Origin of the sequence: Caulobacter sp. (assembly GCF_039596335.1) — a bacterium.
Classification (GTDB): domain Bacteria; phylum Pseudomonadota; class Alphaproteobacteria; order Caulobacterales; family Caulobacteraceae; genus Caulobacter.
In genome coordinates this window covers 100,398-127,359 of the sequence record NZ_JBCNJZ010000002.1, presented here as the reverse complement: position 1 = coordinate 127,359, position 26,962 = coordinate 100,398, and the positions used below count along the sequence as shown (strand labels likewise).

Genomic DNA, 26,962 nt, shown 5'->3' with positions numbered 1-26,962 from the left:
CTACGGCGCGTAAGCTCGCATGAAACGGACGGCCGCCTCCCTCGCGAGGCGGCCGTATTCGTCTGGGGTCTTCTCCGACGGCAGGCGCAGCAGCGAGCGCATCTGGGTCTGGCCCATGACCATCCCTGAGAAGATCTCGGCGGCCTGGTCGAAGTCCTCGACCTTCATGCGGCCCAGCTCCGTCTCGGCCTGCAAGAAGGCCGCCAGCTGCCGGCGGGCGCTCAACGGGCCGGCCTCATAGACCTCCTGGGCCACGTCGGGCATCTCGCCCGCGCCCAGCATCACCACCCGCATCATCGAGTAGCTCTTGTTGGTGATCACCGTCTCCAGCAGAGAGCGGGCATAGGCCTCCAGCGTCTCGGTCGGATTATCGACCGCGCCGCTGTCGCGCAGGGGCGCGGTGATCATGTCGACCCGCCGCTGCATCAGGGCCCGCATCAGCTCGGCCTTGGAGCCGTAGTGGTTATAGACCGTCTGCTTGGAGACCCCGGCCCGGCGGGCGATGGCCTCCATGGGGGCGGCCAGGCCGCGTTCGCCGATCACCTCGACGGCGGCGTCGAGGATGGCCTCGGTCTTGGCGACGTCGATTTGTCCGGGTACGCGCGGCATCAGTGGGCGTCCGAGGGCGGCGGCGGGGCGTTCTTGACCGGCGCGGCCAGCAGCGAGACGAAGGCGGCCACGAAACAGCCGATCGCCAGCAGGGTGAAGCTGTCGCCGAACGCCATGACCGTGGCCTGCTGCTGCATCATGCCGGAAATGGCCTTGCGGGCCGCGCCGGCCGGATCGGCCACGCCCAGCTGGGCCATGCGCTGGGTCAGTCCCGCCAGCATGGACGCGGCGTTGCCGCCGGCCATCACCTTCGAGGACATGTCGTCGTAGTACAGCGCCGTCTGCTGGGTGATCGAGGTCGCCAGCAGGGCCAGGCCGATGGCCCCGCCGGTGTTGCGCGACAGGTTCACCAGGCCCGAGGCGTTCTTGATCATGTGCGGGGGCAGGGTGCTCATGGTGATCTGCTGGGTCGCGATCATGGCGATCATGACGCCGACCCCGCGGCAAGCCTGGACCCCGGCGAACTCCCAGAACCCCCAGTCCTTGGTCACGCCGTGGGCCATGTACATGCCCCAGCCGGCCATCAGGAAGCCGATGCACATCGGCAGGCGCGGGTCGGTCTTGCGCACCAGGCGGCCGGCGATCGGGCCGGTCAGGAACATCGACAGGCCCGAGATGATCATGGTGGTGCCGACTTCCGACGCCGAATAGTGGCGCACCCGGCCCAGGAACTGCGGCAGCAGGAAGGTGCCGCCGAACAGGCTGGCGCCCGATACGGCCGTCATCACCACCCCGACCGTGAAGTTGCGGTTGGCGAAGGCGCGCAGCTCGACGATTGGGTTGCGATAGGTCAGCTGCCGCCAGATGAACAGGCCGCCGCCGATAACGGCGGTGACGGTCAGCCACAGGATCAGGCTGTCGTCGAACCAGTCGTCCTTGGCGCCTTCTTCCAGCACGAACTGCATGCTCATCAGGAAGATGGCCATGACCGCCAGGCCGAACCAGTCGAAACCCTTGGACAGGCTGGGATCGCCCTTGTCGAAGTCGGCCCAGCGGGCCACGCCGAACAGCACGATCAGGCCCGTGGGCACGTTGATGAAGAACAGCCAGCGCCACGACAGCCACTCGGTCAGGTGGCCGCCCAGGGTGGGGCCAACGGTCGGGGCCAGGGTGACGATCAGGCCCATGACCACGCTGGCGGTGATCCGCTTCTCGGGCGGGAAGGCGGTGAAGGCCACGGCGAACACCGTCGGGATCATCGCCCCGCCGATGAAGCCCTGCAGGGCCCGCGTCAGGATCATCATGTCGATCGACGAGGACAGGCCCGTCAGCACGCTCATGACGATGAAGCCGACGCACGAGGCCAGGTACAGGCGCTGAGTGCCCCACAGGCGCGACAGATAGCCCGACAGCGGGATCATCACGACTTCGGGGATCAGATAGGCGGTCTGGATCCAGCTCACTTGGTCGGTGCTGGCTCCGACCCCGGCCTGGATCTGCGGCAGCGAGGCCGCCACGATCTGGATGTCGAGGATGGCCATGAACTGGCCGATGACCATCGCCCCGAAACCAAGCATCAGCTTGGTCCAGTTTGTTTCGACCTGAGGCGCGCCCGGAGGGGCCGCGGCGGCCGCGGGCGCGGGGCCCTTGGGTCCGGACCCGTCAGCGGGGATGGCGGCGTCCGACATGGGGGCTTAGCGCGCCGGGCTCGGACGGGCGGCCGGCCTGGGCGCGCCGCCGGCCTCGGCGAACGAGGCGCCGGAGTCGTCGCGGACGTCGACCTTGATCTCGACCGACAAGCCCGGACGCAGGGCCGCGCCCAGCTGGCTGCGGTCGACCACGATCTTCACGGGCAGGCGCTGGGTGATCTTGGTGAAGTTGCCGACGGCGTTCTCGACCGGGATCAGGGCGAACTCCTGGCCGGTGGCCGGGGCGAAACTGTCGACCTTGCCGATGATCTTGTCCTTGCCGAAGGCGTCGGCGCGGAGCTCGACCGGCTGGCCGATGCGGATGCGCGAGACCTGCGTCTCCTTGAAATTGGCGACGATGAAGGCCTGGCCCAGTGGCACGACCGACATCAGGGCGACGCCCGGCTGGACCAGTTGGCCCGGGCGCACCGAGCGGGCGCCGACCACGCCGGCGACCGGGGCGCGGATCACGGTGCGCTCCAGGTCGAGCTTGGCCTGGGCGACGGCGGCGTTGGCGGCGGCGGCTTGCGCGATCGCCTGAGCCTTGGCCGAGCCCAGGGACTGGGCGGTGCGGCGCTCGGCTTCGAGGGCGGCCTGGGCGCTGGCGACGCCGGCGGCGGTCTGGGTGGCGGTCGCGCGCTCGGTCTGAACCTTCTGCTGCGACACCCAGCCCTGGCTGGCCAGGCTGTTGTAGCGTTCCAGGTCGGCCTTGGCCCGGCTGGCGTCGGCCTGGGCGCTGGTCACGCCGGCGGCGCGCTGAGCGATGATCGCCTGCTCGAGATTGTTCTTGTCGTCGATCGACCGGATGGCGGCGTCGGCGGCGCTGGCGTTGGCGATCGCCTGGTCGACGCGGGCCTGGAAGGTCGACGGATCGATCTTGGCCAGGATCTCGCCGGCCTCGACGCGCTGGTTGTCGGCCACCAGGACCTCGGCCACATAGCCGGAGACCTGCGGGCTGACCTGCACGGTGTCGGCCTGGACGAAGGCGTTGTCGGTGCTTTCGAAGTGCTGCCGGTCGAGGAACCACAGCACCCCGCCCACCAGCACGGCGATCGCGACCGCCCCGCCGATGACCATCGGGATCAGCTTCTTCTTGCTCGGCGACGTTTCCGGCGAGGCCATGTGCAACCCTTATCCCAACGCGATCCATGCGATTTCGAGCGCCGGATAGTCGGGTCTCGGGCGCGCTTCAAGGGATAAATGGACGCAGTCGTCCAGAAATCAACGGTTACAAACCGGACTTGAGGATGAGGATTTTCATTGTGTCGGAATCACGACACGTTAAAAGCCGCCCGCCAGCGCAACCATCGCGCTTGGCGTGCGTATCTCACTCGGTGCGTATCCAAGGCCTCGCTCAAGGCCGCCGGAGTTCCCGATGAAGCCTCAGACTGGCCAGACCCCGCTCGACATGATCCGCCCGGTGCTGTGGATGGCCGCGGCCGCCTTTGCGACCGGCTTCGGCGGCTATCTGTTCCTGGGCCTCAAGGCCGCCCAGGTAGCCCCGGCGTTCTAAACGCCGGTCGAGCCGAAGCCGCCAGCGCCGCGCTCGGTGGCGTCCAGATCCTCGACCTCGACCAGTTGCCATTGCGGGGCCGCCGCGATCACGCCCTGGGCGATGCGGTCGCCCCGACGGATGGTGAAGTCTTCCTCGCCCAGATTGATCAGCAGCACGCAGACCTGGCCGCGATAGTCGCTGTCGACGGTGCCCGGCGCGTTGACCACGGTCACGCCGTTCTTGAACGCCAGGCCCGAGCGCGGGCGCACCTGCATTTCATAGCCGTCGGGGACCGCCACCGAGAACCCGGTCGGCGCCATGCAGCGCGAACCCGGCTTCAGCACGATCGGCTCATCTTCCGGCACGTGGGCCCGCAGGTCGAAACCCGCCGCGCCCGCCGTGGCGTAGGCCGGAACCGGCAGGTCGGCATTGCCTTCCCAGCGCTTGAAACGGATAGCGAGACCGGCGGGGATGGCGGACATGGACGGTTCTCCTGAAGGACCGCCCGCCTGTAGCTGATTTGGCGGGGGGCGGGCCAGGGCCTCGACCCCTATGACTTGCCGGCGATCCGATCCTGGCCGTCCTGAGAGAGGATCAGCCCGGCGACCGCGCCAGAGGCGTCGCGGGTGAAGGTGATCCGGGCGTCGCCGCCGGGCAGGCCGAAGACATCGCCTGATTTCGCATCGAGCGGGACGACGCCTTGGCCGGAGACCTGGCTCACCAGTCCCCCGTTCACGGCCGAGATCGCAATGGACGTGCTGGGCGTCAGCTCATAGGCGCCCGCATAGTCTTGCAGGTTCGACGCCGCAGGCAGCGCCGCGCCGCGTTTACTCCCGGCGTCTTCGCGGGCGAGCGCGAGCAGGGATCCGCCCAGAAGATCGGGCGCGGGTCCGTTGAGGTTGCCCAGGACCACGACCGTCAGGCGGCGAGCTGGATCGTAGGCCATGAAGGTGTTGAAGCCATGCAGCCCACCCGAATGGGCGATCGTCGTGTTCCCCTCCGTCTCGACGGCGAACACGCCGAAGGCGTAGCCGTCGCGGACCGGCGTGGTGAGCAGCTTCAGGGAGGCGGGCCGCAACACGCGGCCTCCGAACAGCCCCTGTTCCCACTTCAGCAGATCATGGGTGGTGGAATAGAGCCCGCCAGCGCCTTGCGGAATGCTCATGTCCCAGTGCTCGGCATTGATCACGCCACTGGCGGTCGGCGTATAGCCCGATGCGCGACGCGGCAGGATGACGGCGTTGCGGTCATAGCCCGTGCTGCTCATGCCCAGGGGCTGGAAGACGGTCTCGGACAGGAAGTCGGCATAGGATTTCCCGCTGACCTTCTCGATGACCGCGGTCAGCAGGACGTAGCCGGAGTTGGAGTATTTCCGTCCCTCGCCGGGCTGGAAATCGAGGGGCCGATCTCGGAACCGGGCAATGAGACTGTCGATCGTCGTCGGCAAGGCCTTGGTCGACTGGAAGTCGTCGAAACTGGTGAAGTTGGGGATGCCGGCGGTGTGGGCCAGCAGGCGTCTCACCGTAACCGCGTCCCAGGCCTTGGGCGCATCCGGCGCCCAGGTCTTCACGGGCGCGTCCAGATCGACCAGGCCGCGTTCGTGCAGGATCATGATGGCGACGGCGGTGAACTGCTTGGTGATCGAGCCCAGGCGAAACTTGGTGTCGCTGTCATTGGGGATCAGCCATTCGCGATTGGCGAGGCCATAGCCCTTGTCGAGCAGGACCTGGCCATCGCGCGCGACCAGAACAGACCCTGAGAATGCGTTCGCCTCGGCAGAGGCGCGCACGATCCGGTCCATGCGCTCCGGGCTCTGAGCCAGGGCCGGCGTGGTCTGCAGGAGAAGAGCGACCAAGCCTGCGAGTACGCCACTCAGGCCTGTGCGAAGGCTGTTTCTCGACAATCGGGGTCCCCACGCAGCAATGCCGTCGCGCTTCGACAGCGGGCGCGCGCACTGTGCGCTGATCGGTGCGCGGACCGGCATTAAATCGGCTTAAGCTTGGCCCAGCCTTCGCCTTGCCGGCCTAACCCAGCGCCGCCGCGATCCGGGCCGCGATCTGCGCCGCCACCTGGTCCTTGGCCGCGCGGTCCCAGCGCTCGGTCCCTTCCTTGGTGATCAGCAGGACGGCGTTTTCGCCGCCGCCCATCACGCCCGGTTCAGTCACGTCGTTGGCGATGATCCAGTCGCAGCCCTTGCGAGCCAGCTTGGCGCGGGCGTGCTGTTCGACGTCGTTGGTCTCGGCCGCGAAGCCGACGACCAGCTGCGGCCGCGTCGGCCCGGTGGCCGACAGGGTGGCCAGGATGTCGGGGTTCTCGACGAAGGTCAGGGCCGGCGGGCCGCCCTTTTCCTTCTTCAGCTTGGTCCCGAAGGCCTCGTCCACGCGCCAGTCGGCGACGGCGGCCACGAACACCCCGACATCGGCGGGCAGGGCGGCCTGGCTGGCGGCCAGCATCTGGCGAGCGGTCTCGACGTCGACGCGCTTGACCCCGACCGGCGTCGGCTGGTTCACGGGGCCGGCGATCAGGGTCACCTCGGCGCCGAGCTTGGCCAGCGCCTGCGCGATCGCGAAGCCCTGCTTGCCGCTGGAGCGGTTGGTGATGCCGCGCACCGGGTCGATCGGCTCGAAGGTCGGGCCGGCGGTGACGAGGGCTTTCTTTCCGGCCAGCGGACGAGCGGCGGGTCCTTCCAGCATAGCGACGATGGCGGCGAAGATCTCTTCCGGCTCGGCCAGGCGCCCGTAGCCGAACTCGCCGCACGCCATCGAGCCTTCCTCGGGCCCGACGAAGCTGACGCCGTCGGCCTTCAGCGTGGTGATGTTGCGCTGGGTGGCCGGGTGCAGCCACATCCGCACGTTCATGGCGGGCGCCATCAGCACCGGCTTGTCGGTTGCCAGAAGCGTGGTGGAGGCCAGGTCGCCCGCCAGGCCGTGGGCCGCCTTGGCGATCAGGTCGGCGGTCGCCGGCGACACGACCACTAGGTCGGCCGAGCGCGACAGTTCGATATGGCCCATCTCGGCCTCGTCGGTCAGCGAGAACAGCTCCTCATAGACCTTGTCCTCGGCCAGGGCCGACAGCGACAGCGGGGTGACGAACTCGCGCCCGGACTTGGTCAGGATCGGCCGCACGCCGATGCCCGCCTTGCGCAGCAGCCGGATCAGCAGCAGCGACTTGTAGGCCGCGACCCCGCCGCCGACGATCAGAAGAACCCGCTTGCCCTCGGTCTTGCCGCTCACGTCACGCTCCGCCTGCCGCGTTCACTCGCCCTGCACATGCCCATGCCGGGGCCGAAGCGCCAGAGGCAATCGCGCGGCAATCGCAGCGCGAAGAAAGAGACTCGACTCGCGTTCCGCTTTCGTTCATCAATCGTTAAAGTAGAAATATGGGGCGAATACGATCATGAAGATTGTGCGATATGTCTCTCTTCTGCTGCTGGCGGGACTGGCGGCGTGCGACAGCGGGGCTTCGGCGGTCAAGGCGCCGACGGGCGGGGAGCGGGCTCAGACCCAGGCGCCGGCGGCGCCGGAGACACCCGGCGAAACCGGTCCTGGTCGCTCGGACCCGCGCGATGCGCCGGTCAAGCTGGTGGCCGGCAAGCCGTTCTGGGCCGCCAACCGCACCCGCTCGGCCGAGGAGAACGCTCAGCGGTCGTTCGAGCGCAACGGCGCGACCTTCCAGGCCAAGTCGGCCGACGACTATGTCGCCAAGGTCCATGCCTTCGTCAGCGATCCACCCAAGGGGTCTGAAACCCTGAAGCGTTCGAACGGCGACCTGCTGATCTATGATCCCAAGGGCAATGTCTTCGCGGTGGTCTCGCGCGAGGGTGCGCCGCGCACGATGTTCAAGCCTGACGAGGGGGCGGACTACTGGGCGCAGCAGAAGAGCCGCGAGACCCGCCGAGCCTCAGCCGCCAAGTCTCGAGACCAGGCCGAAAGCGGCTAACTGGCTAGGAACACGCCTGCGGCAAAGGCTGCGCCAGCGGTCGCTGCGCCGATCAGGAACCACAACACAGGCCGGGCGTGGGGACGCTCGACGACCGTGAGGGCCGGGGCCGGGGGCGCCTCGGCCAGGCGGGCCAGGGCCTTGATGGCGCGCAGGGCGTCCTCGGCGAAGTCGCGGGCCTTGGCGGCGGGCGACAGCTCGCGGCCGATCCAGCGGCGCACCACCGGGTCGGCGGCGGCCCACAGGTCGTGGGTCGGGTCGATGCGGCGGGCCACGCCCTCGACGGTGACCATGGTCTTCTGCAGCAGGACGAGTTCCGGCCGCAGGGCCATGTCGAACAGGGCGGTGATCTCGAACAGCTGCGCCAGCAGGCGGCCCATCGAGACGTCGTGGGCGTTGCGGCCAAAGACGGGCTCGCCGACGGCGCGCAGGGCCTGGGCGAAGGCGTCCATGTCCTGGTGGGCGGGGACATAGCCGGCGTCGAAGTGGATCTTGGCCACGCGGACGTAGTCGCGATTGAGGAAGCCGTACAGGATCTCGGCCAGATACTTGCGCTCGCCGGGACCCAGACGCCCGACGATGCCGTAGTCGACGGCCACGACCTTGTCCGGGGCGGCGACGAACAGATTGCCCTCGTGAAGGTCGGCGTGGAACAGACCGTGGTCCAGGGCCTGGGCCAGGAAACCGCGGGTGACGTTCTCGGCCAGGGTCTTTCGGTCCAAACCGGGCAGTTCGAGAGCGGCGGCTTCGGACAGCGGCGTACCCTCGGCCCAGGTCAGGGTCAGGACCCGCTTGCCGACGCCATCCCAGATCACGCCCGGGGCGCGCATATAGGGATCCAGCGCCATGGCCTCGCCCAGCTCGGCGCAGCCGGCGGCTTCGAAGCGCAGGTCCATCTCCAGCTCCAGCGAGCGGATCACGACCTCGACGAACTCGGTGGGGCGCAAGCGGCGCGAGGCCGGGGCCAGCTTCTCGGCCAGGCGGGCGGCCAGGCGCAGCACGCCGCTGTCCTGGGCGACCTGGCGCTCGACGCCGGGGCGCAGCACCTTGACCGCCACCTTGCGACCATCGACCAGAACGGCCGGATGGGCCTGGGCCAGGGAGGCGGCGGCGACGGGCTCGCCGATCTCGCGGAAGAGCGCGTCGAGGGGCTGGCTCAGATTGCGGGCGATCTCGGCGCGGGCGACCTCCAGCGGGAAGGCCGGCAGGCGGTCCTTCAGGTGGCTGAGGTCTTCGGCGAAGTCCGTTCCGAAGATGTCGGCGCGGGTCGACAGGAACTGGCCCATCTTGATCGCGGCCGGCCCCTGCTTTTCCAGCACCCGCGCCAGGCGCTCGCCCGGGCGTCCGTGCTTGGCGGCGGGACCGGCGAACAGGCGCAGCAGGCGACCCGCCCAGCGCGCCGAGGGCGGCAGCAGCGGCTCGACCTCGCGCGGAACCAGGGCGTCGGCCCGCACCAGGGCCCAGCCGGCTCCGGTCAGCCGCCAGAAGGCGTCGAAGCTTGCCACAGCTTTAGAGCGCCCAGCCTTGGTGCAGAGCTGCGACGCCGCCGGTGAAGTTGGTGAAGGTCACCCGCTTGAAGCCGGCGTTCTCCATCATGCCCGCGAAGGTGCGCTGGTCGGGGAAGCGGCGGATGCTCTCGACCAGATACTGATAGGCGTCGCGGTCCTTGGCGACCCACTCGCCGACCTGCGGAATGACCTTGAAGCTGTAGGCGTCATACGCCTTGGCCAGGGCTTCGGTGACCGGACGCGAGAACTCCAGGCACAGGAAGCGGCCGCCGGGCTTGAGCACCCGGCGCGCCTCGCGCAGGGCCGCGTCGATGTCGGTGACGTTGCGGATGCCGAACGAGATCACATAGGCGTCGGCATAGGCGTCGGGCAGCGGCAGGCGCTGGGCGTCGCCGACGGTCCAGGTGATCTCCGGTTCGCCGCCGCGCTCGATGCCGGCCATGATCATCTCGGCATTGTAGTCGACGATGTTGATGGTGGCGTCCGGACCGCCGCGGCGTTCCTGGGCGTTGCGGGCCATCTTCGCGAAGCGGCGGGCCATGTCGCCGGTGCCGCCGGCGCAGTCGATGATCACCTCGCCCGGCTGCGGATTGAGGCGCGCGGCCACGGCGTCCTTCCAGAGGCGGTGCACGCCACCGCTCATTAGGTCGTTCATGACGTCGTAGTTCTTGGCGACGCGGTCGAAGACCCCGCGCACCAGGCCCGCCTTCAACGAGGCGTCGACATCCTTGAATCCGAAGCTGGCCGAGTTGCTCATGACGTCTTTGGGTCGCGCTCTACTATATGAACGTCCGCTCTTAGACCGGCCCGCGCGCCTAGTCATCGCCTTAAGGAATGATCCTTGCCCGAATTGCCCGAAGTCGAGACCGTCCGCCGCGGCCTGGAGCCCGCCCTGTCCGGCGCGCGGCTGTCGCGCGTTCGCGCCAATCGGCCCGACCTGCGCTTCCCGCTGCCCGACGGTTTCGTCCAGCGGCTGACGGGGGCGAGGATCCTGCGCCTGGACCGCCGCGCCAAATATATCCTGGCCCCGCTGGACCGTGGCGACACCCTGGTGATGCATCTGGGCATGACCGGGCGCTTCGAGATCGCCGCACCGGAAGGGGCGGTTCGCCCTGGAGACTTCGCTCGTGAGGTCAAGCCCGGCGACAAGCACGCCCACGTCGTCTTTGAAACCGAAGAGGGCGCGACAGTCACCTATTACGACCCGCGCCGGTTCGGCTTCATGGACCTGATCGCCATCGACCGCGTCGATCGCCACCCCTGGTTCGCGACCATGGGCCCCGAGCCGCTGGGCGAGGGCTTCGACGCCAGGACGCTGGAAAAGGCCTTCGCGGGCCGCAAGCAAGGCCCAAAGACCCTGCTGCTGGACCAGAAGACTGTGGCGGGCCTGGGCAATATCTATGTGTGCGAGGCCCTGCACCGCGCCCACATCTCGCCGTTCAAGCCGTCGGGCGGCATCGCCAAGAAGCGCCTCACCCCCCTGACCACGGCGATCAAGGATGTGCTGGCCGAGGCCGTTGAGGTCGGTGGCTCGACCCTGAAGGACTTCGCCGCCGCCGACGGGGCCCTGGGCTATTTCCAGCACCGCTTCCGCGTCTATGACCGCGAGGGCGAGCCGTGTCCGACCCCCGGCTGCAAGGGCGTCATCGCCCGCGAGGTCCAGGCCGGCCGCTCGACCTTCTTCTGCCCGCTCTGCCAGGTGTGACCGCGCAATCTTGACGATCTCGCCCCGGCGCCCGCAGCCTCCGATCACAAGGAGGCGTCGCGACCTCCGGGGAGGGACGTCATGGCCAATCCGCACGACCACCACACGCCCAAGGACCATTATACCAAGGCCGACCTGATCCAGTCGGGTCTGGGCGGCTATTTCGGCCCGGGCAACGCCCAGCTGCCGGCCCCGCCGATGCTGATGATGGATCGGATCACCGAAATCACCGTGGATGGCGGCGAGTTCGGCAAGGGCTTCGTGGCCGCCGAGCTGGATATCACGCCTGACCTCTGGTTCTTCGCCTGCCACTTCCCGGGCGATCCGGTCATGCCCGGGTGCCTGGGCCTGGACGCCATGTGGCAGGTGATCGGCTACTGGCTGGGCTGGTCGGGGTCGCCCGGCAAGGGCCGCGCGCTGGGCGTGGGCGAGGCCAAGTTCCGGGGCGACGTCACGCCGGCGACGACGCTGGTCCGCTACGAGGTCAGCCTGCGCCAGGTGCGGCGCGGCAAGCTGGCCCTGGGCCTGGCCAATGGCCGACTGATCGCTGACGGCGAGTGCGTCTACACCGCCAACGACCTGAAGGTCGGGATGATCGCGGCGCGGGATCCGGCCTAGAAGACCTTCGACAGCATGAAATAGAGACCGCCGGCCAGCAGGATCGAGACCGGCAGGGTCAGCACCCAGGCCATCAAGAGGTTGCGCAGGGTCGACATCTGCAGGCCTGAGCCGTTGCCCACCATGGTCCCGGCGACGCCGGAGCTGAGCACGTGGGTGGTCGAGACCGGCAGGCCGAAGCCGTCGGCGGCGAAGATGGTGCCCATGGCCACCAGTTCGGCCGCGCCGCCCTGGGCATAGGTCAGATGCGACTTGCCGATCTTCTCGCCGACCGTGATGACGATGCGCTTCCAGCCGATCATGGTGCCCAGGCCCAGGGCGAAGGCCACCGCGATCTTCACCCAGGTCGGGATGAAGCGCGTGCCCTTGTCCAGGTCGGCGCGGTATTCATTGAGCGCGGTCTTGTCGGCCTCGGCGAAGGCCAGGCCCGGCTCCTTGGTCAGGCGCTTGGCGCCCTCGGCGGCCAAGTACATGTCGTTGCGGACATTGCCGACCGAGGCGGCCGGGATCTTGGCCAGCGAGCCGTATTCCTGGACCTGGCGGTCGATGTCGGTGACCAGCACGGCCATGGCCGGGGCCACGTTGGGCGCATAGGTCTTTTCGGCGATGTAGCGGGTGACCGCCTGGCGGGCCTGGACCGGCGTCGCCACCGTGGGGTCGGCCGGGGCGCGGGCGGTCAGAATGCCGGCGACGGCGGTGGAGCTGGCGTGGAATTCCGAGACATAGGCCTGCGGCACGGCGCGGTTCAGGGCGTAGGCGGTGGGCACGGTGCCGATCAGGATCAGCATGATCAGGCCCATGCCCTTCTGGCCGTCGTTTGAACCGTGGGCGAACGAGACGCCGGTGCAGGTGAAGATCAGCAGGCCGCGGATCCACATCGGCGGGGCGACGCCGGGCTTGGGCTCTTCATAGAGCGCCTTGTTGCGGACCAGCACCTTCATGGCCAGCAGCAGCAGCATGGCCAGGGTGAAGCCGACCAGCGGCGAGAACAGCAGGGCCTTGCCGATGTCGGTGGCCTTGGTCCAGTCGACGCCGGCGGTGCCGCTGCGGCCGTGCATGATGGCGTTGGCTACGCCCACGCCGATGATCGAGCCGATCAGGGTGTGCGAGCTGGACGAGGGAATGCCGAAGTACCAGGTGGCCAGGTTCCAGATGATCGCCGCCAGCAGCAGCGAGAACACCATGGCGTAGCCGGCCGAGGAGCCGACCTGCAGGATCAGCTCGACCGGCAGCAGCGAGATGATGCCGAAGGCCACCACGCCGGTCGACAGCAAGACGCCCAGGAAGTTGAAGAAGCCCGACCAGACCACGGCCACATTGGCCGGCATCGAGTTGGTGTAGATTACCGTGGCCACGGCGTTTGCGGTGTCGTGGAAGCCGTTCACGAACTCGAAGCCCAGCGCGATCAGCAGCGCCAGGAACAGCAGGGCGAACGGCAGGAAGGCGGTGATGCCGACCCCGGCCGCCTCGGCGTCGGAATAGACGCTCCAGGCGACGTAGACGAGGGTGACCACGATGGCGGCCCCCATGCCCAGTCGACCGGCCACGCCAAGGCCCTTGTCCAAGTCTGGGCGAGCGACCGCCCCCGGCTGCATGGCGATCTCACTCATGGACGCGTCTCTATGCATTACTCTAGGAGCCGGCAAGCTAGGCGGTGGTCGTGACGGGCCCGTGAAACCCCTTACGGGGCCCCACGTCAGCGGTGTTGGGGACTCCCCAAGCGCGCGAGCCTCTTTATAAAAGCAGCGCTCAAGCAGGAGACCGCGCATGGCCGACTACCAGACCTTGATCATCGAGAGCCCCGAGGCCGCGCCCGGGGTGACCCTGATCCGGCTGAACCGGCCCGAAGCGCTGAACGCTCTTAATACCGCTCTGCTGGGCGAGCTGGCCCAGGCGCTGGCGACGGCGGAAGCCGACGACGGCGTGGGCTGCATCGTGCTGACCGGATCGGCCAAGGCCTTCGCCGCCGGCGCCGACATCAAGGAGATGTCGGACAAGACCTACGCCCAGATGTTCAAGGCCGACTTCTTTACGGCGGGCGCGCGGGCGATCGAGCAGTGCCGCAAGCCGATCATCGCCGCCGTTTCCGGCTACGCCTTGGGCGGCGGCTGCGAGCTGGCCATGATGTGCGACTTCATTCTGGCCGCCGACACCGCCAAGTTCGGCCAGCCCGAGATCAATCTGGGCGTCGCGCCCGGCATCGGCGGCACCCAGCGCCTGACCCGCTTTGTCGGCAAGTCCAAGGCCATGGACATGATCCTGACCGGCCGGATGATGGACGCCGCCGAGGCCGAGCGCTCGGGCTTGGTGTCGCGGGTCTTCCCGGCCGACAGCCTGGTCGACGAGGTGCTGGCCATCGCGGCCAAGATCGCCAGCCAGTCGCCGCTGGCCGTTGCCATGAACAAGGAGCTGGTCGAGGCCGCCTATGAGACGACCTTGACGACGGGGGTCGCCTTGGAGCGCCGGCTGTTCCATTCGCTGTTCGCGTTCGAGGACCAGAAGGAAGGCATGGCGGCCTTCGTCGAGAAGCGCAAACCGGCATTCGAAGGGAAGTAAACGTTTGCGTGGACATGGCCCGCAGGAATCCGCCTGTGGACCGTTGACCCCGCCCAGCGCTTCCCGTATATCCGCGCGCTCGATTTCAACTGCTTCGCGGCCGCCCGCGGGCTGTCCGTTTGAAGGTCCAACCTTATGGCCAATAATCCCGGCGCCAAGAAAGCGATCCGCAAGATCGCCCGTCGCACCGAAGTCAACACCGCCCGCCGTTCGCGCGTGCGCACCTTCCTGCGCAAGTTCGAAGACGCCATCGCCAAGGGCGACGTGGCCGTCGCCAAGGCCGCGTTCGTGGAGGCTCAATCGGAGCTGATGCGCGCTGTCTCGAAGGGCGTGGTTCACCCCAACACCGGCTCGCGCAAAGTCTCGCGTCTGGCCGCTCGCCTGAAGAAGCTGGATAAGGCCGCCGCCTAGTCCAGAATTCTGACGAACGTCGTTCGTCAAGCGAATTCAAGTATTTAGATAAGCCGATCAGGTAAGCCTGGTCGGCTTTTTCTATGGATTCAACGCTCTGCTTTTGTCGTTGCAATCTGTGATCTGAGCGTCCGGCTGTACTATTCCCTTGGCGGGCGAGGCGCGCTCGCGAGTCAACAGAAATATCCGCGATCGGACTCAAGTTTTCCGTTTGACCGGCCCGGGCTGGTGGCTAGTTTGAGCGTCTCAACGCTTCTCCAGTCTTGGAAAAACAAGGCGGCGGCGGAACAACTGTGTTCGCCGAGTAAGAACCTGTGTGCGTTGAGGAAAGCCGGTCGAGCGCCATGGGGGGCGAGCGCCGGATTCATGCGGCGGTTGTTTTTGTGCAAGGCGGTGGACGAATGACGATGAAGGGCGGGGTGGCCAGCCAGGACTTCTCGACGACGATGGCGGTGGCTTGCGAGCCGGCCGCGACCGTGTGGTCGAAAGTGTGCGTGGCGCTGAAGCGTGAGCTGGGCGATGCGGCCTTCGGGTCATGGATCGCGCCGGCGATGTTGCGCGAGGCTGCCTCCGGCGATGTCGTCGTGGTGACCTCGACGGGCATCGCGCGCGATTGGATCCGTCGCAGCGCCTGGCGCCGTATCGGCGAGCTGTGGGCGGCCAGCGACACGACCGGTCGTCGCATCGACCTGAAGTCGCGTCTGGAATTCGAAGCTTCGGCCGGCGCCTACGTGGAGGCCGCCCCCAAGGCTGCTCCCGTCGCCGCCGAACCGATCGAGATCGTCCTGCCGGTGTCCAGCGACACCGCCCCCGTTCTGGCCCCGACGAGCGCGAAGTCCACGCGCACGCAGGGTCTGCAAGAGCGCTTCACCTTCGAGACATTCGTCCCGGGTCCGGCCAATGAGTTCGCCCACGCCGTGGCGCGCCGCATCGCCAACTGGGCCGACGGCCACTTCAATCCCGTGCTGTTCCATGGCCCCTACGGCTTCGGCAAGACCCACCTGCTGAATGCCCTGGCCTGGGAAGCCATGCGCAATGCGCCGGAAAAGCGCGTGGTCTATCTGACCGCCGAGCGCTTCCTGTCGACCTTCGTGCGCGCCGTGATGGATCGCCAGACCGCGGCCTTCAAGGAAGAGCTGCGCACGGCCGACCTGCTGATCATCGACGACGTCCATTTCATCGCCGGCAAGCAATCGACCCAGGAAGAGCTGTTCCACACGCTCACCGCCCTGGTTGGTGAAGGCGGCCGCGTGGTGTTCTCGGCCGACCGTCCGCCGTCGGCCATGACCGAGATGGACGCACACCTGCGCTCGCACCTGTCGGCGGGCCTGGTCTGCGGCCTCGAGCCGGCCGACCGCAGCCTTCGCATCGGCATCCTGGAGCGCAAGATCCAGACCCTGGCCGGCGGCCAGGGCTTCGACGCCACCATGCGTCCGGACGTGCTGCAATTCCTGGCCGACCGCTTCACCGACAGCGTCCGCGAGCTGGAAGGCGCGCTGAACACTCTGTCGGCCCGCGCCGGCGAAGGCCTGTCGCGCCTGACCCTGGACGAGGTGCAGGCCATCCTGCGCCCGCACCTGCGGACCGGCGAAAAGCGCATCACCATCGACGACATCCAGAAGGCGACGTCCGAGCACTACGGCATGAAGCAGGCCGACCTGCTCAGCGAGCGCCGCAACCGCGCCGTGGCCCGTCCGCGTCAGGCCGCCATGTGGCTGGCCAAGCAGCTGACCACCCGTTCGCTGCCGGACATCGGCCGTCGCTTCGGTGGCCGCGACCACACCACGGTGCTGCACGCCGTGCGCCGCATCGAAGCCCTGCGCGCCGAAGACAGCGCCCTGAACCACGACCTGGAAGTGATCACCCGCAAACTGCGCGGCTGATCCTGGTCGAACCGGTTTTGAGAAGAGGGCCGCCCCGCAAGGGGCGGCCCTTTTTTCTTGGCTGTTTTCACGTTAAGTGTGGACGGTCTGGTTAATCGCCCACTAACTGTATTCGCAAAAATACACGTCCATTTCTGACGTATCGCCTATGTATATTGCCCGTCTGCTAGAAGCGGAAAGGGTGATATGTCAAAGATCAGCGCGATAAAGGGTGTGATTGCGAAGCTTCCGGTGTCCGATATTTTGGATATCAGCAGCTTCATCGGCAATCACGTCCAGAACCAAGCGGTTCAAGTCGCACTGACCAAGCGCAGCCAAGCCGTTCTCAAGTCCGAGTGCATCCATTGCGGATTCGCCTGTCTTGTCCAATGGGGCCGCGCCAATAGCGGCACACAACGGTTCAAGTGCCGGAACTGCAAGGCAACTTTCGGCGCGACCACCGGAACACCGCTCTATCGGCTTCGCAATCGCCATCTGTGGTCGAAGTATCTTGGCCTGATGACCACGCACATTCCGCTGGTGAAATTACGCGAACAGCACGGCATCGACCTGAGCTTGCCGACGCTGCATCGCTGGCGTCACCGTTTCCTGACGGCTCTGGTCGCTAATCCGACCGGAAAGCTGGCGGGGCTGATCGAGGCCGACGAGAAATTCTTCCGCACGTCCTACAAGGGCTCTCGCGGCTGGAAGCGCGGTGCGCGTCCGCAAGAACGCAAGGTGCGTCGCCGTGGCGGTGCGGACCAACGTGGCCTTGGCGATCAGCAAGTGCCCGTTCTGACGGCTCTGGATCGTTCAGGGACGATTTTCCAGACGCAGCTTCCCGATACGCGATGGGTCTCGATTGGCGAGACTATGAAGCCGTGGGTCGAAGCGGAGTCGATGATCTGTTCGGACGGCAACGGCGCCTATGCCCGCGTGGCGGGTCAAACGGGCTGCGAGCACATGGTCGTCAAGAAGGGCGGCGGTGGCGGGAACACCCGCAATCTGAGCATCGGTCGTATCGACGCCTACCACCGGGACATTGAGAACTTGGTCAACCGGCGGTGTATGGGCGTAGGCACTCGCTACCTGATGAACTACTTTGGTTGGGCTCGTCGAATCACCCAGCACAAGCCGTTCGGCAACGACCTGTTGGGGGAGATTTTGACGGCTTAGTGGAAGGAGCCCTGCATGAGTGACCAGAGCGTCGAAAGCCGTCTTGACCGCATTGAGAAAGACATCCGCCACATCAAAGACGTGATCGACAAGAATGAAAAGGCAATTGAGCGCAATGCCGAGCAGGCAAACGCTGCGCTTAAGAAGGTTTTTGAAGCCTTAGAGCGGATTGAGAAAGGCTCTCGGTAAGCTCACGGTTGTTCTTCTTGATCTCAGCAATCATTTCATTGTTGCTATCAATGATACCTTGAATGTAGCCCATAATTTCTCTGATGGGGCATTGGTCAGTTTCGAGTTTTTCCATAGAGCTATTTATCTTCGCATAAGGCACGGCACATGCGTCTCAGCGAATTTATCGAAGGCACATTGAGCGAAATCGCTATCGGCGTGAAAAACGCGAAGGAGAAATCCAGAAGCGTTCTCGCCATTTCACCCGGAACACTCGACGGGAAAATGGTCGCCGAAATCACCTACATCGAGTTCGACGTGTCTGTTGCAGTGTCAGACGCCTCCGAAGCCTCATCCTCGAAGGAAAAAGGGTTCGGAGGCGATCTCAAGGTTATGTCTGTGGGCGTGAGCGGCAAGAGTGGCGGCAAGGACGACGCCAAAAACTCTGCATCATCGCAGGTGACGCATCGCATTTCTTTCAAAGTGCCGGTCTGCATGGCCGCTGATTTCTTGATGAAATAGGCCAGCGAGAGTAGTTTTCGCCGCAATGATCGCGAAATAGTCGCCCATCATCACTCGCTTAGTTCAAGCGTGTGGGATCATTATGCCCGTAACCATCACTGGTAGAGACAACCTCGAACTCAGCTACACTCGGAAATGGTATGGCGTTCTCACCGTCACGGTGACTACCGCCAGACCGCGCGATTACGTGTTCGATGTTCATGTGGTGGAGGACTCCATCGAGGAAGCCGCCATCAAAGCTCTGGAAGAGGCCGATAAGGCTCTTGGGGAGCTTCGCGACCAACTTGAGACGGAACGCAAACGCTTGGTACCGCCCAAGTCCTGTTAGCGGTTAACCAACCCACCCACACTCAACGTGAAAACAGCCTTTTTCTTTGGGTGGAGTTTCATCGTCGGCGCCGCGTTGGGCTAGGGGCTCGGCGGTGGTCCGCGCCGCGGCGCCAGCCACATCTTTCCGGCCCTGGCGTCCAGGACGAGGAACAGCTGGTCCAGAAGCTCCATGCCGATGGCGCCCTCGGTATCCTTGTCGGACCAGGACATGATCTTGGTCCGCACGTTCGTGAAGCGATTGTCGCCGAGGACCACCAGGGGCAAGACGCCGAAGTCGGCGGCGCGGCCCTGGCCGTCGGCGCCCCGGGTCTGTCCCGTCACGACCCTGGCGTTGGCCGGTCCGACACGCGCCCAGGCTTCCGGCTCCAAGGTGAGCGCGCCCGCCGCACCCAGATCCAGGTCGACCAGGACGGGCTTGTTGTCGACGAGGATTTCGATCCTGTAGCCGCCCTTGAGGGGCAGGGCGGGAAATCCGTTGGGCGGTCGCAGCGCGCCTGAGGGGTAGAGGTCTAGGGTCCGCTTGGCCGGATCCAGCTTGAGTGCGGTCAGGGACAGGAACTCCGCCCCCAGAACGAACTCGACCTTTCTGCCGACCGCCTTCGAGAGCGCGGTCATGTCCATGCCGGCCACGGCGGGGCTCTGGATCTCGAGTTGGTCGGCGACGGCGATCCGAACATCGGAGACGCGTCGCTTCGGAATGAAGGAGCCCGTCGAGGTCCGCAGCCTTCCTTCCGGGTCGCCGATGTGGAGGCCGGCGCTGGTCGCCAGGGCCGTATCGATGAGACTGCGTTCCGCGCCGGTGTCGAGCAGGGCCCAGACGTCGCGTCCCGCCACCACGGCTTTGAAGATAATATGGCCCTGGACGAGCTCGTAGGAGGCGGTCTTGCGGGCGGCCAGGGGGACAAAGCGCCCGTGAAGCTGAATTTCGGCGCTTTTCGCCGGCGGTGACGCCTGCGTGGTTGGCGACGGATCCTGGCTCGCCAGCAGGCCGCTCACAATCAAAGCCAGAACCGACACGTCAGCCTCCGAAACGCCCTTCGCCAAGGTACGGCGGGTGAGGCTATCGTCAAGGTTGAGGTGCGGTCTGTTTCGCACTAAGCCGCGCTCGCCGCAGCGTCAGGTTGATCCGCCCGCCGCCGGGGACCAGTCCCGAGGAGCCGGTCAGGATCCGGTCGACGCCGTGGAAGGCCAGACGCGCGGGCCCCGCAAGCCGGCAGACATCACCTGAGGTGAGCTTCAGGCTGCGGGTCGGGTCCTTGCGGCTGGTCCCGCCGATCCGGAACACCGCGGTGTCGCCCAGCGAGATCGACAGCACCGGGAAGGCGGGGTCGGCCTCGTCGCGGTCCTGGTGCAAGCCCATGCGCGCGCCATCGCGATAGAGGTTGATCAGGCACGAGTCCGGCGGCGTGTCCGCATCGCCCAGCCGGGTCCAGAGATCCAGCAGGACCTGGGGCATGGCCGGCCAGGGTCGCTCCGTTCCCGGATGCTGTTCGGCATAGCGGTATCCGGTCTTGTCGCTGGTCCAGCCCAGCGGGCCGAAGGCGGTCATGGCCACGCTCATCGCCTTGCCATAGCCGGTCTCGTAGTTCGCGAACGGCGCGGTCTGCGCGGCGGCGAGGGCGGCCTCGACCAGGGCCTTCTGGGTCGCGAGGTCCAGGAGGCCGGGCCACAGGTCGAAACCCGGAATGACGGTCAGAGGCTGGGACATTACCGATAATTAACGCGCCGGGGCCGGACGAAGGGTGTTGGTTTGCGCCGCCGGCTGAGGGGGCCGGGTGAATTTTCCAGCTCAAGGCTCAACATGCGTCGTCTTCTGTCCTCCGCGGCCGTCGCCGTGATGCTTTTCGCCGCCGGCAGCGCGGCGGCCGCCACGCCGGCCGCGCCCGGTTCGAAGGGCGCGACCTTCGCCTCGGTCACTACCCAGCTGCCGCGCAACGTCCGGCCGTCGCACTATGATCTGGCCTTCACGCCCGATGTCGACAAGCTCACCTTCACCGCGACGGTGAAGATCGCCATCGAGGTGGTCGAGCCCACCAGCACCGTGACCCTGCAGGCCGCCGACCTGACGTTCTCGAAGGCGCAGATCGCCGGGGTGGGTTCGGCGACCATCAAGGTCGACGAGGAGGCCCAGACCGCCGCCTTCACGTTCGCTAAGCCGCTGTCGAAGGGCAAGTACGTCCTGACCCTCGACTATGCCGGCAAAATCTACAAGCAGGCCGCCGGCCTGTTCGCGCTCGACTACGACACCGAGGCCGGCAAGAAGCGCGCGCTCTACACCCAGTTCGAGAACTCCGACGCCCGCCGCTTCATCCCCTCGTGGGACGAGCCGTTCTACAAGGCCACCTACACCGTCGAGGCGACAATCCCGACCGGCCAGATGGCCCTGGGCAACATGCCGATCGCGTCCTCCAAGGACCTGGGCGGCGGCAAGACCCTGGTCAAGTTCGCGACCTCGCCGAAGATGTCGACCTATCTGCTGTTCTTCGGCCTGGGCGAGTTCGATCGCGCGACCAGGAAGGTCGCCGGCGTCGACGTGGGCGTGGTCACCAAGAAGGGCGACACGCCCAAGGCCGAGTTCGCCCTGACCTCGGCGGCCGACCTGCTGCCGTGGTTCAACGACTATTTCGGCACGGCCTATCCGCTGCCGGCCCTGGACAACATCGCCGCCCCCGGCCGCAGCCAGTTCTTCAGCGCCATGGAGAACTGGGGGGCCATCTTCTACTTCGAATACGCCATGCTGCTGGACCCGAAGATCTCCACGCAGACTGACAAGAAGAACGTCTTCACCACCGTGGCCCACGAGATGGCCCACCAGTGGTTCGGCGACCTGGTCACCATGGCCTGGTGGGATGACCTGTGGCTGAACGAGGGCTTCGCCTCGTGGATGGAAGGCCGGGCCACCGAGCATTTCCACCCGGAATGGAACTCGGCCCTGGCCGCGGTCGGCGGGCGTGAATACGCCATGGGCCTGGACGCGCTGGTCACCACCCACCCGGTCGTTCAGCACGTCGAGACCGTCGAGCAGGCCAGCCAGGCCTTCGACGGCATCACCTACCAGAAGGGCGAGGCCGTCATCCGCATGCTGGAAAGCTATGTGGGCCACGACGCCTGGCGCACCGGCGTGCGCGCCTACATGAAGAAGCACGCGCACGGCAACACGGTCAGCGACGACCTGTGGAGCGCCGTCGAAGCGTCGGCCGGCAAGCCGATCCTCGACATTGCCCACGATTTCACCCTGCAGCCGGGCGTGCCGCTGATCACGGTGACGGACGCGACCTGCGCGGCCGGCAAGACCACCCTGACCTTGACGCAAGGGCAGTTCAGCAAGGATGCGCCCGACAAGAAGCCTCTGACCTGGCGCGTTCCGGTGACTGTAAAGGCTGTCGGCGGGGGCGAGGCCAAGACCCTGGTCACCGGCGGCAAGGGTTCGGTCACGGTTGACGGCTGTGGCCCGGTCGTCGTCAACGCCGGCCAGAGCGGCTATTTCCGCGTCCAGTATCGCCCGGCCGACTTCGCCGCCATCGCCAAGGACTTCGCCAAGCTGCCGTCGATCGACCAGCTGGGCGTGATGAGCGATGCCTGGTCGATGGGCTTGGCCGGCTACCAGCCCGCCACCGACTTCCTGGACCTGGCCAAGGCCACGCCCGACAGCGCCGATCCGCAGGTGCTGTCCAAGATCGTCAGCGTGATGGAGGCGATCGACAGCTATTATGACGGCATGCCGGCCGAGCAGGCCGCGTTCCGCAAGGTGGTGTATGCGCGCCTGTCGCCGCTGCTGGACCAGGTCGGCTGGACGGCCAAGGCCGGCGAGCCGGACAATGTCGGCATCCTGCGCGGATCGCTGATCGGCGCCCTGGCCGGCCTGGGCGAGCCCAAGGCGCTGGCCGAGGCTCGTCGCCGCTACGCCGCCGACAAAACCGATCCGACCGCCGTGCCGGGTCCGTTGCGCCGGACCATCCTGGCCGTCGTCGCCAAGCATGCCGATCAGGTCACCTGGGACGCCATCCGCGCCCAGGCCCAGGCCGAGAAGACGCCGCTGATCCGCGCCCAGCTCTACACCCAGCTGGCCGGTGCGGCCGACCCGGCCCTGGCCCGCCAGGCGCTGGATCTGGCCCTGACCCCGGAGCCGGGCGAGACCCTGTCCAGCACGATGATCTCGCGCGTGGCCGGCCAGCATCCGGAACTGGCCTTCGACTGGGCCGTGGCTCACAAGGACCAGGTCAACGAGAAGGTCGACAACAGCGCCCGCACCCGGTTCATCCCGGGCCTGGGCGCCGGCGGCGCCACCCCGGCCCTGGCCGAGAAGATCAAAGCCTATGCCGCGGCCAATATTGCTGAAGGGTCGCGCAAGGAAGCCGACAAGGCCGTCGCGGCGGTCATGAACCGCGCCAAGATCCGCGAGCAGCGCCTGCCGGCCATCACCGCCTGGGCCGCCAAAGCGAACTAAGCACCCGACAGATCTAGGGTTTTCATGGCCGCGCTCCCCGGGGGTGCGGCCATTTTTCTGCGGTTTTCAGGCAATTTCCCCTTAGTCGTATGGGGTTATGGCCTTGTGTGTCAGCAGCCGTCCCCCATATCCGCCTTCGAAGCGGGGTTGACGGGCTCGTCGACTTCGCACAACGCATTCTGCCCGCTCGGCTTTCGCCGGTGGAACAGGATGTGGAACGTAAACCCGAGAGAGTGCGAACCACGGGGACGGAGCGAGAAAAACCGGGGCGCTTCAGAGAAGGCCCTTGTCACCGCCGTCCGCCTACAGGAGCGACAGGTACGAAGATGAGCAAGATTATCGGTATCGACCTTGGCACCACGAACTCGTGCGTGGCCATCATGGACGGCAAGAACCCGAAGGTGATCGAGAACGCCGAAGGCGCTCGTACGACCCCTTCCGTGGTCGCCTTCCAGGAAGATGGCGAGCGCCTGATCGGCCAGCCCGCCAAGCGCCAGGCCGTCACCAACCCGACCAACACGCTGTTCGCGATCAAGCGCCTGATCGGCCGCAACGCGAGCGATCCGGTGGTCGAGAAGGACAAGGGCATGGTGCCCTACGAGATCGTCAAGGGTCCGACCGGCGACGCCTGGGTCAAGGCCCACGGCAAGGACTACAGCCCGCAGGAAGTGTCGGCCTTCATTCTGCAGAAGATGAAGGAAGCCGCCGAAGCCCACCTGGGCGAGACGGTGACCAAGGCGGTCATCACGGTTCCGGCCTACTTCAACGACGCCCAGCGTCAGGCGACCAAGGACGCCGGCAAGATCGCCGGCCTGGAAGTCCTGCGCATCATCAACGAGCCGACCGCGGCGGCCCTGGCCTATGGCCTGGACAAGAACGACGGCAAGAAGATTGCCGTCTACGACCTGGGCGGCGGCACGTTCGACGTCTCGATCCTGGAAATCGGCGACGGCGTCTTCGAAGTGAAGTCGACCAACGGCGACACCTTCCTGGGCGGTGAAGACTTCGACCTTCGGATCGTCGACTACCTGGCTGACGAGTTCAAGAAGGAGCAGGGCGTCGACCTGCGCAAGGACAAGCTGGCCCTGCAGCGCCTTCGCGAAGAGGCCGAAAAGGCCAAGAAGGAACTGTCGTCGACCGCTCAGTACGAAGTGAACCTGCCGTTCATCAGCATGAACGCCTCGGGTCCGCTGCACCTGAACATCAAGCTGTCGCGCGCCAAGCTGGAAGCCCTGGTCGACGACCTGATCGCCCGCACCATCGGTCCGTGCGAACAGGCCCTGAAGGACGCCGGCCTGAAGAAGAGCGACATCGACGAAGTGATCCTGGTCGGCGGCATGAGCCGCATGCCCAAGGTTCAGCAGGCGGTGCAGGACTTCTTCGGTCGCGAACCCCACAAGGGCGTGAACCCCGATGAAGTCGTGGCGCTGGGCGCGGCCGTTCAGGCCGGCGTGCTGCAAGGCGACGTCAAGGACGTGCTGCTGCTGGACGTCACCCCGCTGACCCTGGGCATCGAGACCCTGGGCGGTGTGTTCACCCCGCTGATCGAACGCAACACCACGATCCCGACCAAGCGCTCGCAGACCTTCTCGACCGCCGACGACAACCAGTCGGCCGTGACGATCCGCGTGTTCCAGGGCGAACGCCCGATGGCCGTGGACAACAAGGTGCTGGGTCAGTTCGACCTGGTCGGCATCCCGCCGGCGCCGCGCGGCGTGCCGCAGATCGAGGTCACCTTCGACATCGACGCCAACGGCATCGTGCAGGTCCACGCCAAGGACAAGGCGACCAACAAGGAGCACTCGATCCGCATCCAGGCCAATGGCGGCCTGTCGGACGCGGACATCGAGCGCATGGTCAAGGAAGCCGAGGCCAACAAGGCGGCGGACGAAAGCAAGAAGCAGCTGGTCGAGGCCAAGAACCAGGGCGAGGCGATCCTGCACTCGACCGAGAAGGCCCTGGCCGAGCACGGTGACAAGGTTGGCGCGGCCGAGAAGGGCGCGATCGAGACCGGCATTACCGATCTGAAGACCGCTCTGGAAGGTGAAGACGTCGAGGCCATCCAGGCCAAGACCCAGGCGCTGATCCAGGCTTCGATGAAGCTGGGCGAAGCCATGTACTCGGCCCAGCAGGGCTCGGGTGACGGCGAAGGCGCCGAAGCCGCGGACGATGGCGTCGTCGACGCCGAGTTCGAGGAAGTCGACAACAACGACGACAAGTCGGCGAAGTAATTCGCCATGCGCGCGCCGCGGAACATGCTCCAAAGGTCTGTTCCGCGGCCGCGACCTCTTGACGCTACGCCCGAAGACGCCTTGCGCCGGGCCGCGCGCTATCCCACCTCTCTCACTATCACCGCCACTTTCGTGGGCCTTTTGGGCGCCAGACGCTGACGATGCGCGACTATTACGAAATTCTCGGCGTGACCCGGACCATCGATGAAGCTGGTCTGAAGTCCGCGTTCCGCAAGCTGGCGATGGAGCACCATCCCGACCGCAATGGCGGCTGCGAAAACGCGACCGGTCGCTTCAAGGAAATCAACGAGGCGTACAGCGTCCTCTCCGACCCGCAGAAGCGCGCGGCCTATGACCGCTTCGGCCATGCGGGCGTCAACGGTCCGCAAGGCGGCGCCGGCGGCTTCGGTGGCCAGGGCTTCGACGCCAGCGACATCTTCAACGACGTCTTCGGGGACGTGTTCGGCGAAATGTTCGGCGGCGGTCGTCGCCAATCGAACGGTCCCCAGCGCGGCCAGGACCTGCGCTACGACCTGGAGATCACCCTCGAGCAGGCCTATGCCGGCGCCGAGGTCGAGATCACCGTCCCGGCCGCCATGACCTGCGAGGTCTGCGAGGGCTCGGGCGCCAAGCCGGGCACCAATCCCACCGTCTGCGGCACCTGCGGCGGCGCAGGGAGGGTCCGCGCCACGCAAGGCTTCTTCGCGGTCGAGCGCGGCTGCCCGCGCTGCGGCGGCTCGGGCCGTCTGGTTCTGGATCCCTGCTCCAACTGCCATGGCCACGGCCAGGTGCGCCGCGAGCGTATCCTGTCGGTCCGTATCCCGGCGGGCGTGGACGACGGCGCCCGTATCCGCCTGGCGGGCGAGGGCGACGCGGGCGGCCGCGGCGGCCCGCGCGGCGACCTCTACATCTTCCTGTCGGTGATCCCGCACGAGCTGTTCGAGCGCGACGGCCTGGACCTGCTCTGCACCGTGCCGGTGCCGATGACCACGGCCGCCCTGGGCGGCGAGATCGAAGCCCCGTGCCTGCTGGGCGGCGAAACCTGCGACGGCGAGTGCAAGATCACCGTCGCCGTCCCCGAAGGCGCCCAGACCGGCAAGACTGTCCGCCTCAAGGGCAAGGGCATGCCGTCCCTGCGCAGCCGCCAGCGCGGCGATCTTGTGGTCGAACTGTTCGTCGAAACCCCGACCCACCTGTCCGCCCGTCAGAAGGAACTGATGCGCGAACTGGCCGGCCTGTGCGGCGAAAAGCAGAACCCCAAGTCGTCCAGCTTCGCGGGCAAGGCCAAGCGCTTCTGGGAAGAGGTGACGGGGAACTAGGGCTTTGCGCTCCCTCCCCGGGCCGCGCGACTATGATAGCGGCCCAGCAACACGATCAGGCCCACCAGCAGCAGCGCCGAAACGCCGGCGATGCCCAAGCCGACGACCTTGATCATCTCGTAGTCCCTCGGCGTCGGCTGTACAGGCGGCGGAACCTCGAAGATTAGCGGGATTGTCACCTCGCTAGGCGTGCTGGTGTCGCCGGGAGGCGTCATCCGAAACTTCGGCGCCATCTTCAGCGCCGCTTCGCCGAACCGCTCGCCGGGCGGGGTCTCCTCGAGGATCTCGCAAGCTTCAAGCTGTCCGTCGGCCTTGACCGTGCAGCTCATCATCACCTTGCCGGAGAGGTTCTTGCGCTGAGCCTGGCGCGGATAGTAGGCGGCCAGATCCTCGCTCGTCGGCTTTTCCAGCCAGTCCGGACGGGACGGCGCCGGCATG

26 protein-coding genes are annotated in these 26,962 nt (G+C 66.6%); 14 read left to right on the top strand and 12 right to left on the bottom strand.

All coding sequences use genetic code 11. The features are described 5' to 3' along the window. From ABDW31_RS04610 to ABDW31_RS04600, 3 genes are read right to left on the bottom strand one after another with little or no spacing between them, the layout of a single operon-like run. A complete protein-coding gene (locus ABDW31_RS04610; RefSeq protein ID WP_184714961.1) occupies nucleotides 1–609 on the bottom strand; it encodes a TetR/AcrR family transcriptional regulator in 609 nt (202 codons plus the stop codon). Then, nucleotides 609–2,237, bottom strand: a complete 1,629-nt coding sequence (locus ABDW31_RS04605; RefSeq protein ID WP_343698386.1) for a DHA2 family efflux MFS transporter permease subunit — start codon at nucleotides 2,235–2,237, stop codon at nucleotides 609–611. Before ABDW31_RS04605 ends, ABDW31_RS04610 begins: the two co-directional genes overlap by 1 nt. A gap of 6 nt (nucleotides 2,238–2,243) precedes the next feature. Then, a complete protein-coding gene (locus ABDW31_RS04600; RefSeq protein ID WP_343698385.1) occupies nucleotides 2,244–3,359 on the bottom strand; it encodes an HlyD family secretion protein in 1,116 nt (371 codons plus the stop codon). A gap of 253 nt (nucleotides 3,360–3,612) precedes the next feature. On the opposite strand from ABDW31_RS04600, the gene ABDW31_RS04595 reads away from it, so the two are divergent. Then, nucleotides 3,613–3,750 (top strand): hypothetical protein, encoded by a 138-nt coding sequence (locus ABDW31_RS04595; RefSeq protein WP_343698384.1) that lies wholly within the window; start codon nucleotides 3,613–3,615, stop codon nucleotides 3,748–3,750. Here ABDW31_RS04595 and dut read toward each other — a convergent pair. From dut to coaBC, 3 genes are all read right to left on the bottom strand, one after another. After that, nucleotides 3,747–4,214, bottom strand: a complete 468-nt coding sequence (dut, locus tag ABDW31_RS04590; protein WP_184714953.1) for a dUTP diphosphatase — start codon at nucleotides 4,212–4,214, stop codon at nucleotides 3,747–3,749. The two genes, ABDW31_RS04595 and dut, sit on opposite strands and share 4 nt — an antisense overlap. 68 nt (nucleotides 4,215–4,282) lie before the next feature. After that, the gene (locus tag ABDW31_RS04585; protein ID WP_343698383.1) at nucleotides 4,283–5,587 is read right to left on the bottom strand and encodes a serine hydrolase; all 1,305 of its coding nucleotides are present in this window, start codon (nucleotides 5,585–5,587) and stop codon (nucleotides 4,283–4,285) included. Nucleotides 5,588–5,756: 169 nt separating this feature from the next. Beyond that, nucleotides 5,757–6,965: a bifunctional phosphopantothenoylcysteine decarboxylase/phosphopantothenate--cysteine ligase CoaBC gene (coaBC, locus tag ABDW31_RS04580; RefSeq protein ID WP_343698382.1), complete on the bottom strand. Its 1,209-nt coding sequence runs from the start codon at nucleotides 6,963–6,965 to the stop codon at nucleotides 5,757–5,759. Between the two features lie 163 nt (nucleotides 6,966–7,128). Here coaBC and ABDW31_RS04575 point away from each other — a divergent pair, with 163 nt between their 5' ends. After that, a complete protein-coding gene (locus tag ABDW31_RS04575; protein ID WP_184714947.1) occupies nucleotides 7,129–7,671 on the top strand; it encodes a hypothetical protein in 543 nt (180 codons plus the stop codon). Here ABDW31_RS04575 and ubiB read toward each other — a convergent pair. After that, nucleotides 7,668–9,176, bottom strand: coding sequence for a 2-polyprenylphenol 6-hydroxylase (ubiB, locus tag ABDW31_RS04570; protein WP_343698381.1), 1,509 nt, complete (start codon nucleotides 9,174–9,176; stop codon nucleotides 7,668–7,670). The genes ABDW31_RS04575 and ubiB overlap by 4 nt on opposite strands. A gap of 4 nt (nucleotides 9,177–9,180) precedes the next feature. Continuing rightward, complete coding sequence (locus ABDW31_RS04565; protein WP_184714943.1) at nucleotides 9,181–9,936, bottom strand: class I SAM-dependent methyltransferase; 756 nt, start codon at nucleotides 9,934–9,936, stop codon at nucleotides 9,181–9,183. An 84-nt stretch (nucleotides 9,937–10,020) separates the two neighbouring features. Between ABDW31_RS04565 and mutM the strand changes: the two genes are divergently transcribed. Together mutM and fabA are read left to right on the top strand one after the other, a co-directional pair. After that, nucleotides 10,021–10,884: a bifunctional DNA-formamidopyrimidine glycosylase/DNA-(apurinic or apyrimidinic site) lyase gene (mutM, locus tag ABDW31_RS04560; protein WP_343698380.1), complete on the top strand. Its 864-nt coding sequence runs from the start codon at nucleotides 10,021–10,023 to the stop codon at nucleotides 10,882–10,884. An 81-nt stretch (nucleotides 10,885–10,965) separates the two neighbouring features. Further along, complete coding sequence (gene fabA / locus ABDW31_RS04555) at nucleotides 10,966–11,502, top strand: bifunctional 3-hydroxydecanoyl-ACP dehydratase/trans-2-decenoyl-ACP isomerase (protein WP_343698379.1); 537 nt, start codon at nucleotides 10,966–10,968, stop codon at nucleotides 11,500–11,502. On the opposite strand, the gene ABDW31_RS04550 is transcribed toward fabA, so the two are convergent. Further along, nucleotides 11,499–13,112, bottom strand: coding sequence for an inorganic phosphate transporter (locus ABDW31_RS04550; protein ID WP_343698378.1), 1,614 nt, complete (start codon nucleotides 13,110–13,112; stop codon nucleotides 11,499–11,501). The two genes, fabA and ABDW31_RS04550, sit on opposite strands and share 4 nt — an antisense overlap. Before the next feature lie 157 nt (nucleotides 13,113–13,269). On the opposite strand from ABDW31_RS04550, the gene ABDW31_RS04545 reads away from it, so the two are divergent. The 7 genes from ABDW31_RS04545 to ABDW31_RS04515 all read left to right on the top strand — a co-directional run bounded on the left by ABDW31_RS04545 (nucleotide 13,270) and on the right by ABDW31_RS04515 (nucleotide 18,525). Beyond that, complete coding sequence (locus ABDW31_RS04545; RefSeq protein ID WP_343698377.1) at nucleotides 13,270–14,058, top strand: enoyl-CoA hydratase; 789 nt, start codon at nucleotides 13,270–13,272, stop codon at nucleotides 14,056–14,058. 135 nt (nucleotides 14,059–14,193) lie between these two features. Then, on the top strand, nucleotides 14,194–14,469 hold the full coding sequence (rpsT, locus tag ABDW31_RS04540) for a 30S ribosomal protein S20 (protein WP_004617408.1): 276 nt from the start codon (nucleotides 14,194–14,196) through the stop codon (nucleotides 14,467–14,469). Nucleotides 14,470–14,870: 401 nt separating this feature from the next. Continuing rightward, a complete protein-coding gene (dnaA, locus tag ABDW31_RS04535) occupies nucleotides 14,871–16,352 on the top strand; it encodes a chromosomal replication initiator protein DnaA (protein WP_184714931.1) in 1,482 nt (493 codons plus the stop codon). Nucleotides 16,353–16,538: 186 nt separating this feature from the next. Further along, nucleotides 16,539–17,507, top strand: coding sequence for an IS1595 family transposase (locus ABDW31_RS04530; protein ID WP_343698376.1), 969 nt, complete (start codon nucleotides 16,539–16,541; stop codon nucleotides 17,505–17,507). 15 nt (nucleotides 17,508–17,522) lie between these two features. Then, nucleotides 17,523–17,696, top strand: a complete 174-nt coding sequence (locus tag ABDW31_RS04525; protein WP_343698375.1) for a hypothetical protein — start codon at nucleotides 17,523–17,525, stop codon at nucleotides 17,694–17,696. A gap of 147 nt (nucleotides 17,697–17,843) precedes the next feature. After that, entirely contained in the window at nucleotides 17,844–18,197 is a 354-nt protein-coding gene (locus ABDW31_RS04520; protein ID WP_343698374.1) for a hypothetical protein, read from the top strand. 82 nt (nucleotides 18,198–18,279) lie between these two features. Further along, entirely contained in the window at nucleotides 18,280–18,525 is a 246-nt protein-coding gene (locus ABDW31_RS04515; protein WP_343698373.1) for a hypothetical protein, read from the top strand. Nucleotides 18,526–18,605: 80 nt separating this feature from the next. On the opposite strand, the gene ABDW31_RS04510 is transcribed toward ABDW31_RS04515, so the two are convergent. Beyond that, nucleotides 18,606–19,544: a pepsin/retropepsin-like aspartic protease family protein gene (locus ABDW31_RS04510; RefSeq protein WP_343698372.1), complete on the bottom strand. Its 939-nt coding sequence runs from the start codon at nucleotides 19,542–19,544 to the stop codon at nucleotides 18,606–18,608. A 49-nt stretch (nucleotides 19,545–19,593) separates the two neighbouring features. Then, the gene (locus tag ABDW31_RS04505) at nucleotides 19,594–20,235 is read right to left on the bottom strand and encodes an alpha-ketoglutarate-dependent dioxygenase AlkB (RefSeq protein ID WP_343698371.1); all 642 of its coding nucleotides are present in this window, start codon (nucleotides 20,233–20,235) and stop codon (nucleotides 19,594–19,596) included. A 93-nt stretch (nucleotides 20,236–20,328) separates the two neighbouring features. Here ABDW31_RS04505 and ABDW31_RS04500 point away from each other — a divergent pair, with 93 nt between their 5' ends. The 3 genes from ABDW31_RS04500 (at nucleotide 20,329) to dnaJ (ending at nucleotide 26,524) form a co-directional block, all read left to right on the top strand. Next, nucleotides 20,329–22,974 (top strand): M1 family metallopeptidase, encoded by a 2,646-nt coding sequence (locus ABDW31_RS04500; protein WP_343698370.1) that lies wholly within the window; start codon nucleotides 20,329–20,331, stop codon nucleotides 22,972–22,974. 326 nt (nucleotides 22,975–23,300) lie between these two features. Continuing rightward, nucleotides 23,301–25,205 carry a molecular chaperone DnaK gene (dnaK, locus tag ABDW31_RS04495; protein ID WP_184714924.1) on the top strand — a complete coding sequence of 635 codons (1,905 nt, stop codon included), beginning with the start codon at nucleotides 23,301–23,303 and terminating at the stop codon, nucleotides 25,203–25,205. A gap of 161 nt (nucleotides 25,206–25,366) precedes the next feature. Continuing rightward, the gene (gene dnaJ / locus ABDW31_RS04490) at nucleotides 25,367–26,524 is read left to right on the top strand and encodes a molecular chaperone DnaJ (protein WP_184714922.1); all 1,158 of its coding nucleotides are present in this window, start codon (nucleotides 25,367–25,369) and stop codon (nucleotides 26,522–26,524) included. On the opposite strand, the gene ABDW31_RS04485 is transcribed toward dnaJ, so the two are convergent. Next, on the bottom strand, nucleotides 26,521–26,961 hold the full coding sequence (locus ABDW31_RS04485; protein ID WP_343698369.1) for an energy transducer TonB: 441 nt from the start codon (nucleotides 26,959–26,961) through the stop codon (nucleotides 26,521–26,523). The genes dnaJ and ABDW31_RS04485 overlap by 4 nt on opposite strands. Nucleotide 26,962 lies beyond the last annotated feature (1 nt).